Here is a 13,479-nt window from a genome sequence, read left to right as displayed (position 1 = left end):
GAGTCACCTTATTAAAATGACAGGGAGAACCTTTATTGAAGTCCCTGAGGCCACTCGGTTTCGTTCTGGTTGCGCTCATGCTGAGTCAATGCGCCCCGGACCCACCGAAACTGATCAACGTGAAGATTGCCGTGTCGCTGACACCGCTGTCGACGGCCTTTTTTGTCGCCGAATCTTCCGGGTACTTCCGCCAATGCGGACTTTTACCTGAACTGATTCAGGTGAATGGTGGCAAACGCGCCTTTGAACTGTTGGAAGAAAACCGTGTCGACTTCTCGACCTCTTCCGACAGTGTCGTTTCCTATGCAGTTCAGCAAAACACCACCCCTTTTAACATTCTGGCCAGTTTTGCCAGCTCAGAAAACGACATCAAACTCATTTCACGTCAACCCGAGCCTCTACCGGCCAACAGCACCCTGGGCTACTGGAGCGGATCTGCCAGTGAACATCTGATGCAAACCTACCTGGCCCTTTACCAGTCCGACAAAACCTTTGATCAAGTGGACGCCCCACCGGAACAGCTGGTGAGCTTGTTTCGGGAAGGTAAAGTCGATGTTATCAGCGTCTGGGAACCTTTCGCCTGGCAAATGACAGACTTGATCGAACAGAACGACGCCCACGTTCTGGATGCAGCAGCGTTGCACAGTTTGCACTTCCTGCTGCTATCCAATCAGAACTCCAAATTAGACAGAACCGTTGCTGAACGTCTCATCGGGGCTTTGCAGCTCGCGACCATCAAAGTTCATCAACACCCTCAGGAAGTTCAACAGGAAATTCGTACCGTTCTGAATGCGGACCAATCGTTCATTGACTGGATATGGAACGACTATTTATTTCAGGTGAAACCGGCCACCTCAGTCCGCTACGCCTTACTGTCAAACTCACGCTGGTTTAACGGTTCGCGTCCATTGAACTACCAGAACTATCTTGCGAATGCTGAATCGTTGGCATCGCCCTCGGATCTGGCCGAACAATGGTGCCAAGACACATGAGAATACGGAAACAGTTGCGCACCATGGCGCTGGTCATCTCTCTGAACCTTATGTTAATCATCATCGGGCTGGTCGCCATTACCCGGTTCTCCGCTGAAAACGTCAGCCAACAAAACATCATCCGCGCCGCCGAGACTCATCTGCAACAAGCGCTGACCAGCGCCTACCTGGTCATTCAATACCACGATGCAACAGCAGATCGTGATGTCAGTTTTGAGCTGAATCAGGCACGTACTGAACTCAACAAACTCTTCATTGAAAGTGACAGTTTAGATTCATTACTGGCAGCCATCGAGAGCCGGATTTTGGTTGTCCAAAAACTCTACGATCGAGTTTTAAGCCTAGGTAACGTAACAACCGAAGGTGTCGCCGTCTCACATCTGGAAGACAAGATGATCAGCGAACTGAACATCTTGATGGAAGACAGTCTGACACTGGCTCAATCGGTCACGCTGCAACGCCAGGAAGCGCTGACCCAACAACTGACACTGCTACTGGTGGCCATATTTCTGCTCGCGTTGGTGCCGATTGTGTTTAACCTGCTTTTGGCGCAACGATTTGCTAATCGACTGAAAGCACTGGTTCGCTCGACACAGAAAATCAGTCAGGGAAAACTGGACATCCGAGTAGACTCTGAAGCCGACGACGAGTTCGGGCTGATCGGACAATCCATCAATCACATGCTGAACAGCCTGAAGACACTGACATACAGCAAGGCTGAGCTTGAGGACATTGTCAGGCAACGCACCGAAGAGTTGAATCACCAGGCAATGCATGATTCGCTGACAGGCGTACTGAATCGCCGTGCACTGACGACCCGGTTAGACGAAGAAGTTCAGCGATCACGGCGTCACAATCATCCACTGACACTCCTCTTTTTGGATCTCGACCATTTCAAACAAGTGAACGACCACTACGGTCACGCGGTTGGAGATCAGATTCTTCAGGAAACCTGCCAGGCGCTGACGGAGTGTATTCGTGAATCCGATGTCCTGGCACGATACGGTGGCGAAGAGTTCGCGATCATCCTGACCGATACAACACTCGAAGCCGGTCATGAGCTGGCAGAACGCCTTCAGGAATGTTTCTCCACCCGTTTTTCTCGTCACGCCATTCTCGAAAAACCACTGACGATGAGTGTCGGCCTGACGTCACTGTTTCCGACCGACACCTTAACCCAACTTTTCACCCGCGCCGACACCGCGCTCTACGATGCCAAGAACAGCGGGCGCAACCGCATCGTCATTGCTCAGGATTAATCAACACCGACCAGTTGTTGCCATGCCAACGTAAACATGGCATTCGCTTCACTCTCGTCAGAGATCTTTTGACGATGTCGACGAAAGCCATCGTTAAGCAAGTTCATTTCGGTGATTTCAACCCAGCCTTGCTCGGTCATCGACATCACCATCAACTTGCGTCCGTTACTCAATTTGAGCCGGGTTTGTTGTGCGTCATCGGCCGTATATCGTCGGTTCAATACCGCCTTAAAGCCCAACTGCTGAACGTGGGCTGCCATATTTTGATACCAGGCATCGAGTGAGTTACGAGTGTCGTGAGTCATAACGTTTGCACCGAGACATCCGGAGCGGGTTCGGTCCAGAGCTCCCGATCCTGCTTCACGTCGAGTATCCGAACCGTCGTTGATTGCCCGGGCGACGACGGCCAGGCGATCTCATCGCCAACTCTCAGCCCCAGCAGGGCCATTCCTACAGGCGATAACACCGAGATGTGCTCGTCGTGTTGGCGTTGCTCAGGCAGTACCAGCTCTCGCAGATAAACCTGGCCGGATGATGACAACTGAAAACGGACCACTGAACCCAGTTGAACCGCATCAGCAGGCAACTCATTTGGCAGGCAAACAGTAGCCCTGTCCAGTTCGCTTTCGAGCCAATCGATGGCTTCATGATCGGGGTAATGTGCAACGAGCCGTTGCAGTCGTTGCCAGTCGTGTTCACTGATAAAAACATCGGGTTTTGGGAAGACCATAGGTCACCTCAGTAAAAAAGGAGACGCACGCCGAGTCGTCAGAATCGCAAAAAAGCATCGCTCAGACGCAGTTAACCCAGTTAACAGGACTTACCTAACGACTGCTGGCGTTGAGACGAAAACCAATTGTACTTACGGGACAGATCGGGCGATCAGGCGGCGCTCACTGATCGCCCTGACAGGGGAAAGGCACTGCTGGAACGCACGAACCGCAGTGTGTAGATAGAACGGGAATTAAAGGTGACGAAGTTATTCATACCCGGATCATAGCATCGACCGGAAGAAAGAACAGTCCGGGAGGTCGAGACCCGACCTTTTTGACCGGTCAAATAGGGTCAAACCTGCTCTTCATGAGGAACACAGAGGATCAAGGTCTTTTCAAGACTTATGTGCAAACCACTACATCTTGAGACTCGGTTCAAAAAATAATTGATGAGTAATTGACCGATGTAAGCGCTTTCATCTAGCATGTAACCGCTTACAGAGGAGTACACCCATGGATTACAACAATAACGCAACATCACGAACCAGGGTCCGAAGTGCTTTAGCCAGCACGCTGTTTCTGACCATCACCTCCACCACCGCCCTCGCAGCCGTTCAATCAATCGGTGCCGGCAGCATTGCCGATCGCCCGAACCCGGACGGTTATACCTGCGTCAACGATTACGGCGCCTGGATTCACAATGCCGGTGTCGTCGAGCCCGGAATTGCAGGCTGTGACCCGGTCCTTGGACCAATTGGTGAACCCACCAAAGTCTACCCACACGTGACCGGTCCGGCCGATGCCGCACCGACCGGAACTCACCGTTGGTGGGGTTCGGTCGCTTTTTATGGCGACATGGGCATTGGTGACGCCAATCGCGCCGGCTACATCACACCGGACCCAATCGCAGCCCGCATTACCAACCGCGGTTTCCGTATGGCAAGCATCCCGAGCGGTATGCAGTTTAAAAACGGCAACGCCGATACCTATGACGTACCGGCCCCATTCGATGAAGTGTTTGATGGCATTGCCATCGGCAACAGCGCGTTCCCAAGCCTCGACGCCAAAATGTATGATTATTCTGATGGCAGTGTCACTGTCGAATGGCAGAGCAACGGTTCTGCGGTCATGCGCGGCACCTTCGTCCACGGCTCCCCTTACGTTTTCATGAACGTGTTGCAGGGTGAACTGGAACTGCGCACCAAAGCTGCGACGGGTGGTGAACGTGGTGTCTATCATCAAAGCGCCAACCAACTGGGTGTATGGACGGACGTTGCCGGTATCCGGGGCAACTACCTGGTGGTTGGTAACGGCAGTACTCAGTTCCACAACATCAACAGCGACACCGTTCGGGTGTCAAACGGCTCCGGACAGATTACGGTCGCGCTGATCCCCACTGAAAATGGCGCCACGCCCGATGCCGGCAAAATCAGCCGCTTTGCCGCACGCGCTTTGAACCGCGTCGACGAAGTGCGCATCGACTATCAGGTGGATGACCAGACTCAGGACGTGACCGTCACACAGCGCTACCTGCGCAATGGTCAACCCGTCGATACCTTCACCGGCCTGATGCCTCTGCAATGGAAAAACTCAGTTGGCGGTGTGAACAGCCAGGACCAGGTTCGCAGTGCCCGTGGTTACCTGAAGTTTGCCAACGTCAATCAGTTCCAGTATCGCCTCCCGTTTGTTGGTGTGCTGCCAGCGCTACCTGCACTGAACCGCAGCTACGACCCGGCGACGCTGACTCAATTAATTCGCGACTTTGTCGCCGAAGGACCATCGGCCTGGAACACCTACAGCGATACATACTGGTCCGGCAAAAGCTATGGCAAAGTTGCCGAAGTGGCAGCACTGGCCCATGAGCACGGCCTGACCAGCGAACACCAGACTCTGGTGAACTGGCTGAAAGCCGAACTGGAAGACTGGTTTACCGCGCAGACCAACGGTCAGCCGGATGTGACCCGTTATTTCTCGTATGACGATCAATGGAACACCCTGCTCGGATACGACGAAAGTTTCGGAGCTCAACAACAGCTGAACGACCACCACTTCCACTACGGTTATTTTGTTCGCGCCGCGGCCGAAATCTGCCGAACTGACAAGAACTGGTGTGCCCCTAACAACTGGGGCGGCATGGTGGAAATGCTGATCCGCGACTATGCCGGCCAACGCAATGACCCACTGTTCCCTTACGTGCGTAACTTCGACCCGGCCAACGGTTTCAGCTGGGCCTCCGGTCACGCCAACTTTGTCTTGGGTAACAACAACGAGTCAACGTCCGAAGCGGCCAACGCTTATGGCGCCATCATCCTGTACGGTGAAATCACCGGCAATGATGACCTGGTTGATCATGGTGTGTATCTGCACACACTCTCTACAGCCAGCTACTGGGAGTACTGGAACAACATCGACCGCTTCCGTGGTCTGGGCGCGCCGTACGATAACTTCGCGCCGGAATACGACAAGATGACCACCTCCATCATCTGGGGCAGCGGCCATGTATTCTCAACCTGGTTCTCCGGTGCTTACGCGCACATTCTGGGCATTCAGGGCTTGCCACTGAACCCAATGGTGATGCACATCGGACAGTACGCCGATTACCTCAGCCAGTATGTGGATCTGGGCATGAGCGAATCGTCGAACGGTAAGCCTTCCGGCTTGGCAAACGACCAATGGCGTGATGTCTGGTGGAACATCTGGGCGATGACCGAACCTGAAGCTGCGATTGCTGACTTCAACAGCATGAACTTCAACTACGATGTCGAAGCTGGTGAAACCAAACCACACACCTATCACTGGATTCACGCACTGAACATCCTTGGCCATATTGAAACCGGCAAAGGCAGCATTACCGCAGACAGCCCAACGGCACAGGTTTATGTGAAGAACGGCCAGCGTACCTATGTCGCCTATAACTACCGCGACAGTGCACAAACCGTTACCTTCTCGGACGGCACAACGCTGAACGTTCCGGCCAACAGCTTTGGCATTACCGGCTACGGCACGCCAGATGGCGGTGGCAACAATGGTGGTGATAACGGCGGCGACAATGGAGGTGATAACGGTGGTGACAATGGTGGCGACACTGGTACCCCATGCACCGACTTCTGCTTCTCTGAAAGCGGTGACAGTCTGACGGTTACGGCCAATGTCGGCACCTACGTTGACATTCACTACATCGTCAACGGCGGACCACAGCAGAACATCCGCATGACCGCAAATGGCTCTGAGCATGTTCACACCATCAACAACCTGAACAACGGCGACCAGATCGACGTCTTCTTCACCGTCATTGACGGATTGGCGTATGACACTGAATGGTCGACTTACACCTTTGGCAGCGGCGGCAGTAATAATGGCGGTGATAACGGTGGTGACAATGGTGGCGACAACGGCGGCAGCACTGGCAGCCTGACACCGGTGAATGCGACGGCCAGCTCCGCCATGCAAGGTGCCGCTCTGGCGATTGACGGCGACAGCTCAACCCGTTGGGAAAGTGACTGGCAGAACGACGGCCAATGGCTGACCATTGACCTGCCACAGAGTGCTGCGATCGGCACGCTGGAAGTGGACTGGGAAGCGGCTAATGCCGAACAGTACGATGTCTGGTTGTCTGACAACGGCAGCGACTGGTGGTTTGCGACTTCATACAGTGGCGGCACTTTTGGTAACCGCACGGATGTGATCACTCTGAACCAAACGGCACGGTTTGTATCGCTGGTCATGGGTAACCGAAGCGCCGGTAATAACTGGGGTTACTCAATTTATGAGGTTCGCCTGAACGCTCAGTAAACTATCAGCACCCTAGGTAACACGCAAAAGGCCCGGAGCATTCCGGGCCTTTTTGTTTGAACACTCAATGGACGTTTGGTCACAAAAAACCAGACTTACTTACCGGTTTAAACCCACACATCGTTCTCCGCGGTTTTTTCGGATTCAACATCGCCGGTATTCACCACGCCTTTGGGTTCCACCAGCAGAATTTTACACTCGGTTTGTGCAAACGGCTTATGCTCCACGCCTTTGGGCACCACATAGAGTTCACCGGTTTGCAATGTCACCGCCCCGTCTCTGAACTCAATGCCCATCTCACCTTCGAGTACAATAAACACCTCATCGGTGTCCGGATGATCGTGCCAGACAAACTCACCCTGAATTCTTGCCACCTTAAACTGGTAATCGTTCATTTCAGCGATCACACGAGGCGACCACTGCTCACTGAACTTAGAAAACTTCTCCAGCATATTGATCGCTGAGGTCATATCTACTCTCCATTTTTACCGTTTGATTCATCAACCTTTACGTCCTTACACAAGGCGATGCCGTCGAAATTTTAACAACAATCCACCCAGCAGCAAGCCAGCCATTAGACTGACAACATGACCTGCTTTCGGTAAGTGAGATGGTGAATGCAGGACATCCAAAATGAGCGCCGGCGCGAGTGCAAAAAGCAGCACGCCCAACAAGAACCGGGACCGATCCACACGCAAGGCGTATAACATCACGCCCAACCCCGCCACCGACAAAACCGCCTGTGAACCTCCTGTACCCAGATTCCAAGGAGCAGGCACCGTAAAGGTGCTGACTACAGTACCAATCGCCCCACCCACAAACCAAACAAACAAAAACCGGAACGAGCCGACGCGCCGCTCCAATACCCCGCCCAAGAGCAGCAGTGAAAGTAAATTATACAGCATATGAATAGGTTTACTGTGCACCAGTTGAGACATCAGCAGTCGCCAATACTCCCCGTTCCGTAGGTGCTCGATTGTCACGCCACCGTAAGCTTCCAGATCAATAATCCGAACCTTACCGAAGACATTTCCGGTTACCAGATAACTGACCGTCATTGAGCACATCAACGTCGCTAGGCACAGAAAAAGCGTCAGGTATGAGGATTTAAACAATGTCATGCCAGTCCTTAACCGCTTTAGCTCGAGGCATACTGCCTTATTCAGTTATTATTTTAAGCGGATGGTGTTTAAAAAACCGAAAGGCCGACGTTCGTAAGGGATGATCTTTACGCATGCGGTTAAGATAAAAAGAGGGTGTCTTGGACCAGATCGTGTGACCACTGAAATTCACCTGAATCCGTTCGCTATCCAGCCCAATTCCCGACTCGCTCTGATAGGACATGACATCAATCAGGTACTGTCGATACACAAACGTGAACTTTTGAGGTTCAGTCCCGGATATCGCCTCGGGCTGATGCTGCAGAAATGCTTGCCGCACAAGACCGATTTTCCCCCACTCCACGGTGATGTCCAAATCGTCCATCTCAAAGTCCAAACCATAGACATAAAGCGACGATGACGCATCGACGTGATACTTCACGCCAAGGCTTTCAATGCGTTTGCAGATTTCAGGAATGATCACAGTCCACATAACAATGGCTCTTAATCGATCATCAAAAAAAAGACAAAGACACTTATCAAGAACACCCCGAATGACACCAGAGAAATTGTTTCTTTCCTGCCGAACCAATGAACACCTTTTCCCGGATTTTGAATCGCCTGCGCAAGTTGTTCATCGCTCGGTGGTGTTGCTGTCACCAGTATCGGTTGTTTTTTTCCTGGCATAAATGTCAGGAAACTTTCAGAAGTCGTCACTTCCATAATCTCCGACTGATCCCAATGATCGACGTCTTTCCCATCGGACTTGAGAACGGACAAGTCTACGCCGTTGATCTGTACCTGACGATAACGAGTGGTCGCCATTGAATGCTCCTTTTCACCTTGACGTAAACAATCTAACAAGAAGTCAATCGGTATCGTAATGCTCAACGACACGGCTGACTTTAGCCAAAACGTCACGAACCCGTTTCGATAGGATGAGATACCGATCTGCACCTACCTTGGGTAAGCGACAGGGCCGTTCCAACACAGTCGGCTCGCGAAGTACCTCTTCTGGCCAAAACTGATCGCCCGTTGCGTCAAACGCGGTACCATCAGGCAATTCGTTCGAATAATGAAAACCGACCTGTTGGTCACCGACAAACACTTTCCACAGCACCAAACGCCCGGCGAAGTAGTCGTGGATAATCAGCGATGAAATACCGCATTGACCGCGACTGAGATTATCGGGAGTCCAGTTTTCAGGCTCTTCGGTGGTCGCTGATGACCAGGATTGCTTGAGTGCTTCGAGCACGTCATGAACGGTCAACGACGCAGTAGACGGAGGGTCAATCACTGTCATCTCTAGCGTGACTCTTCGATTAAAGGCGGTCACTCTAGCATTCGTTAAGCGAGGATCACAATAACTGGCCCGGCGATTGAATATCCAAACCCACATCAACTCGACTGCAAATTAACATTGTATTTTCCTAATATAAACGCACAATGAGCACCGTTCCCGCCCCAGCAGAAGGTTTTGCCCACCATGGCCCATCGTCGTCATCTGTTCTCCCTGCAACTGGCCCACGCACTGCGCGAGTCGTTGGCCGAAACGGCCTACAACCGCTCGACCCTGTTTAAAGACCTGATTGCCGGGTTAACGGTCGGGATTATCGCCATACCGCTATCCATGGCGTTGGCCATCGCCAGTGGCGTCAGCCCGCAATACGGTCTGTACAGTGCGTTTATTGCCGGGTTCCTGATTCCCTTGCTGGGTGGGTCACGCTTCAGCATTTCCGGGCCAACAGCGGCTTTTGTCGTCATTCTCTATCCGGTCACACAACAGTACGGCTTGGCCGGGCTATTGATTGCCACGGTATTGGCCGGGCTCATGCAGATGCTGATGGCTACTCTGCGCCTGGGCCGCTACATCGAATACATTCCTGAGTCGGTCACGCTGGGCTTTACCGGTGGGATAGCCATTGTCATTGCCAGTTTGCAGTTAAAAGACTTTTTGGGGTTAACCATTGATGAGATGCCTGAGCATTTTGTCGGCAAGATCCACGCTATCGTGCAGCACTTACCGACGGCCGCTACAGGAAGCGTGATTGTTGGTTCCATCACTCTGCTCACTCTGTTGCTGTGGCCACGTTTACGCCTGCCGATCCCCGCGCATTTGCCCGCGGTGCTGGTCGGGACGCTTTCCGCTCTGGTGCTGAACCAAATGGGGACGGACGTCGCCACCATTGCTTCCACCTTTGAGTTTGTCACAGATGAGGGGCTTGTTCTGGCGGGTATTCCACCGGTTTTGCCTTCCTTTGAATGGCCGTGGCTGCGCAGTCAGAGCGGAGATCCCACCCTGACTCTGCAATGGGATGTGATACAGGATCTACTCTCAGCGGCCTTTGCCATTGCCATGTTGGGGGCGATTGAATCGCTGCTTTGTGCGGTCGTGCTCGATGGTATGACCGGTAAAAAACACAGCGCCAACAGTGAGCTGATGGGCCAGGGCATCGGCAATGTCATCACCCCGTTTTTTGGTGGTATTACCGCCACCGCCGCCATCGCCCGCTCGGCTGCAAACGTCAAAGCCGGAGCCGTCACGCCGATTGCCGCGATGATTCATGCACTCGTGGTCTTGGTGGCCCTGGTGGTGCTGTCACGCTGGTTGGGGTATTTGCCCATGGCGTCTATGGCTGCGTTGTTAATGCTGGTCGCCTGGAACATGAGCGAAGCACCGAAGGCCAAACATTTTCTGAAAAAGTCACCGGGGCCGGACATCGTTGTTTTTGGTGTGTGTCTGTCACTGACGGTATTTTTCGACATGGTCATTGCCATCACCGCCGGGATTGTCCTCGCCAGTTTGCTGTTCATGAAAAACATGGCCGACATGACCAAAGTCAAAGACATCAGCGACAACCGCCGACTGTTGCCCACACCCGTTCCGGCGAACTGGAAAGTCTTTAAAATCAACGGACCGTTGTTTTTTGCCGCGGCCGATCGTGTCTTTGGGGATTTAGCCGCGCAGTGTAACGATCAGGACGGACTGGTGTTGTATATGGATGGCGTGCCAGTGCTTGATGCCGGCGGCCTCGCCGCCCTCACCCGTTTCCGACAAGCCTGCATGAGCAATAACACCCGGCTGTATCTGGCCGACTTCCAGTTCCAGCCACTGAAAACATTGGCGAAAGCCGGGTTTGAACCGGAAGGAGATCGCTGCGTCGTGTTTTCGACGTTACACGATGCGTTGGAAGCGCTGCCGTCTGAAACGGCCGCATCGACCCCGAAAAGCGTTTGACCCGGATGTAAATGTCGTGGACGTGCGCGCTTATGCCACCCCACGACGATTCAGTTTTCGGCGGATGATCACTCTCGGTGGTTAATCGCTTGATTCGATACGTTGAACCAGTGTTATTTTAGCGAGGCTTCTTCGATCAGCTCATCAAGAGCAGCAAAACTTTCGTTATGATTGATTTGAAAAACTAAGTCATAGTTATTTGTCGCACCGTAGGCAACGGGACCCAGTTCAGTTGAAAGCAAGATAAATAGCCAATCACCTTTCACGTACTGCAAAATCTCGTTAGCGTTACTTACCCCCAGCGCCTGACGATACTTCGATAAGGTCTCCGAACCATTGCTGCCATCAAGTAGCGATTCCAGAAACTCTCGATTTTTCATTCCTAGTTGAACTGGACCATTAGCAAATAAACCAGTTGGCAGAGTTTTGCTCAAACCAAAGCCAACCTCGTTGTTCTCTCCAACGGTAACGTTCGCACCAGCAAGTGAGCCGGTAAAACTAAGCACTTCTATTACTGGCCTATCTTGGCTGTCAATTCGAAAAACAAAAGGATCTACAACAAGAGAAATGTCTGAATCGCCTGAAGAACTATGCATGTGTACACAGCTACTCAACGCACTAATAACTAAGAAGAAACTTACAAGTTTTAACATCGAATTCATTACATCATCCCTGATAACTCTAATTCAGCTCTTAAACCTAAGAGCACTCTTCGCCCACAAGTTAGCGAGATACTTTTCTTTTTCAGTTCCCTTGTAAATGAACTGCCCAGATTTCTAACAATCCAAGAAATGGTCGCTTTACCTCCAGTCGGACGGGGAACCCAGTTTAGGGCGCTCGTGCAAGATCTAATTTCAGAGAGCATTCTACCCATAACTTCAGCGGTTAACTCTGTTACCTCCCCGCGATATTTATATTTAATGCCAGCAGCATCATACAACGCGTTGACAATCTCTCTTACTTCTTCCCTTTGAGACATAATGTTCCCTTTCACAAAAGTGAAGTATCAGGTTACTCAAGCTACTTTATTGACTCTACAACCGATGTAAAAAACTGTGATCGAACAATCAGAAAGGAAACCAAGGTTCAACAACAACTATCTCAGCAAAATCACCAGGACAAAACATAACGTGACTTAAAGCATCATCGTTAATATGAAGCACCCACACATCTAAAACCGGAACCGGATTACAACCAACTATTGTCAGAGAATGAGTGTGGACTGACCCTGTATTTACGCCACCCCACGACGATTCAGTTTCCGGCGGATGATCACTTTCTGCGGCTGGTAACTGGACTCAATGGCCTGCCGTGCTAGGCTCCAGGCCGCTTCGGCAATCTGTTCGTACTGCTGCGGAAGTGAGACCACCGGCATCGGCAGGAAGTCCAGTAAGCGACTGTTCCCGAATGTCCCTAACGCACAGACCGGCGACTGAAATAAAGCTTCACGAAAGTCCGACTGCAACACTTCAATCACGCCCTCCATTAAGGCGTACGAGGTGGTAATGACCGCATCGGGCAAGCCATCGTGATCGGCAATCGCGTTACGGAACTGCGCCATGCCGGACTCCAGGTCGAAGCGTTCGCCATAATAGATGGATGGAATCAATCGGGTCTGCCCGGAAACCGCCGCACGAAAACCGCGTTCACGCTCCTGGCTCACGCTTAACTGAGGCAAAGCGCCGATCAGAACCACCGAGTTCAGGTTGGCCAGCGGCAACGCGTTGGTCAGTTGCAACGCTCCCTGATAGTCGTCCGATATGACGTTCGAGAACTGATCACTCAATCCCCGGTCGATGGCGATCACCGGCGTGCCCCGATTCAGTATGGACAGGTAATCGCTCGAATCGGTCAGGCTGGTTGACACCAATAAGGCATCGACTCCACGCGACACCAAGGTACGGGCACTTTCGAGTTCGGTCTCCGGTTGATCGTCCGACGAGGCAATAATGAGCTGATAGCCTTCGGCGCGGGCTAAGGCCTCCAGCCGTTTGGCAATACGCAGGTAAGAGCGGTTTTCAAAGTCCGGCACAATCAGTCCGATGGAATGACTTTTACCACTGCGAAGGGACGCCGCCGAATGGTTTGGCTGGTAATCGTGTTCGCGAACAACCTTAAACACTTTTTCCTGAGTCTTCTGGCTGATGCGGTATTGTTCAGCCTTACCGTTCAGCACGCTGGAGACAGTGGCTTTTGAAACTCCAGCCAAACGGGCGATATCGGCGATTTTCACAGAGAACCTCAAAAATTAACGTCATGCCATTGTACTATGTTTCTTGCTGAATGCATTCAGCTTTGCAAATTTGGTGAGATCTTAGCCATTTCAGGCCGTTTTTTCTGATCCAGATCATTTTTTGACCGATTCGAACATTGATCACAACACTT

Annotated in this window: 13 protein-coding genes; 4 read left to right on the top strand and 9 right to left on the bottom strand. The window is 52.0% G+C overall.

Going from position 1 to position 13,479, the window contains the following annotated elements:
• The first annotated feature begins 77 nt into the window (after positions 1–77).
• Together MED297_RS02205 and MED297_RS20985 are read left to right on the top strand one after the other, a co-directional pair.
• A complete protein-coding gene (locus tag MED297_RS02205; RefSeq protein ID WP_040556397.1) occupies positions 78–992 on the top strand; it encodes an ABC transporter substrate-binding protein in 915 nt (304 codons plus the stop codon).
• Positions 989–2,251: a GGDEF domain-containing protein gene (locus tag MED297_RS20985; protein ID WP_050762846.1), complete on the top strand. Its 1,263-nt coding sequence runs from the start codon at positions 989–991 to the stop codon at positions 2,249–2,251. Before MED297_RS02205 ends, MED297_RS20985 begins: the two co-directional genes overlap by 4 nt.
• Here MED297_RS20985 and MED297_RS02195 read toward each other — a convergent pair.
• Positions 2,248–2,556: a hypothetical protein gene (locus MED297_RS02195; protein ID WP_008041959.1), complete on the bottom strand. Its 309-nt coding sequence runs from the start codon at positions 2,554–2,556 to the stop codon at positions 2,248–2,250. The two genes, MED297_RS20985 and MED297_RS02195, sit on opposite strands and share 4 nt — an antisense overlap.
• Positions 2,553–2,981, bottom strand: coding sequence for a nucleoside diphosphate kinase regulator (gene rnk, locus MED297_RS02190; RefSeq protein WP_008041958.1), 429 nt, complete (start codon positions 2,979–2,981; stop codon positions 2,553–2,555). The genes MED297_RS02195 and rnk overlap by 4 nt, the downstream gene beginning before the upstream one ends.
• 496 nt (positions 2,982–3,477) lie before the next feature.
• Between rnk and MED297_RS02185 the strand changes: the two genes are divergently transcribed.
• The gene (locus tag MED297_RS02185) at positions 3,478–6,756 is read left to right on the top strand and encodes a glycosyl hydrolase (RefSeq protein WP_008041957.1); all 3,279 of its coding nucleotides are present in this window, start codon (positions 3,478–3,480) and stop codon (positions 6,754–6,756) included.
• A gap of 107 nt (positions 6,757–6,863) precedes the next feature.
• On the opposite strand, the gene MED297_RS02180 is transcribed toward MED297_RS02185, so the two are convergent.
• From MED297_RS02180 to MED297_RS02160, 5 genes are read right to left on the bottom strand one after another with little or no spacing between them, the layout of a single operon-like run.
• Positions 6,864–7,226 carry a cupin domain-containing protein gene (locus tag MED297_RS02180; protein WP_008041949.1) on the bottom strand — a complete coding sequence of 121 codons (363 nt, stop codon included), beginning with the start codon at positions 7,224–7,226 and terminating at the stop codon, positions 6,864–6,866.
• Positions 7,227–7,271: 45 nt separating this feature from the next.
• Positions 7,272–7,877: a rhomboid family intramembrane serine protease gene (locus MED297_RS02175; RefSeq protein WP_040556396.1), complete on the bottom strand. Its 606-nt coding sequence runs from the start codon at positions 7,875–7,877 to the stop codon at positions 7,272–7,274.
• 37 nt (positions 7,878–7,914) lie between these two features.
• Positions 7,915–8,349 carry a hypothetical protein gene (locus tag MED297_RS02170; RefSeq protein ID WP_008041947.1) on the bottom strand — a complete coding sequence of 145 codons (435 nt, stop codon included), beginning with the start codon at positions 8,347–8,349 and terminating at the stop codon, positions 7,915–7,917.
• Positions 8,350–8,360: 11 nt separating this feature from the next.
• Positions 8,361–8,681, bottom strand: a complete 321-nt coding sequence (locus tag MED297_RS02165) for a hypothetical protein (protein WP_008041946.1) — start codon at positions 8,679–8,681, stop codon at positions 8,361–8,363.
• A 43-nt stretch (positions 8,682–8,724) separates the two neighbouring features.
• Positions 8,725–9,159: a YunG family protein gene (locus MED297_RS02160; RefSeq protein WP_008041945.1), complete on the bottom strand. Its 435-nt coding sequence runs from the start codon at positions 9,157–9,159 to the stop codon at positions 8,725–8,727.
• Positions 9,160–9,342: 183 nt separating this feature from the next.
• Between MED297_RS02160 and dauA the strand changes: the two genes are divergently transcribed.
• A complete protein-coding gene (gene dauA / locus MED297_RS02155; protein WP_008041944.1) occupies positions 9,343–11,094 on the top strand; it encodes a C4-dicarboxylic acid transporter DauA in 1,752 nt (583 codons plus the stop codon).
• A gap of 113 nt (positions 11,095–11,207) precedes the next feature.
• On the opposite strand, the gene MED297_RS02150 is transcribed toward dauA, so the two are convergent.
• Together MED297_RS02150 and cra are read right to left on the bottom strand one after the other, a co-directional pair.
• Positions 11,208–11,756 carry a hypothetical protein gene (locus tag MED297_RS02150; RefSeq protein ID WP_040556395.1) on the bottom strand — a complete coding sequence of 183 codons (549 nt, stop codon included), beginning with the start codon at positions 11,754–11,756 and terminating at the stop codon, positions 11,208–11,210.
• 572 nt (positions 11,757–12,328) lie between these two features.
• A complete protein-coding gene (gene cra / locus MED297_RS02140) occupies positions 12,329–13,327 on the bottom strand; it encodes a catabolite repressor/activator (RefSeq protein ID WP_008041942.1) in 999 nt (332 codons plus the stop codon).
• Between the last annotated feature and the right edge of the window lie 152 nt (positions 13,328–13,479).

It is taken from the genome of Reinekea blandensis MED297 (genome assembly GCF_000153185.1).
Classification (GTDB): domain Bacteria; phylum Pseudomonadota; class Gammaproteobacteria; order Pseudomonadales; family Natronospirillaceae; genus Reinekea; species Reinekea blandensis.
This window is presented reverse-complemented; position numbering and strand designations above follow the sequence as displayed.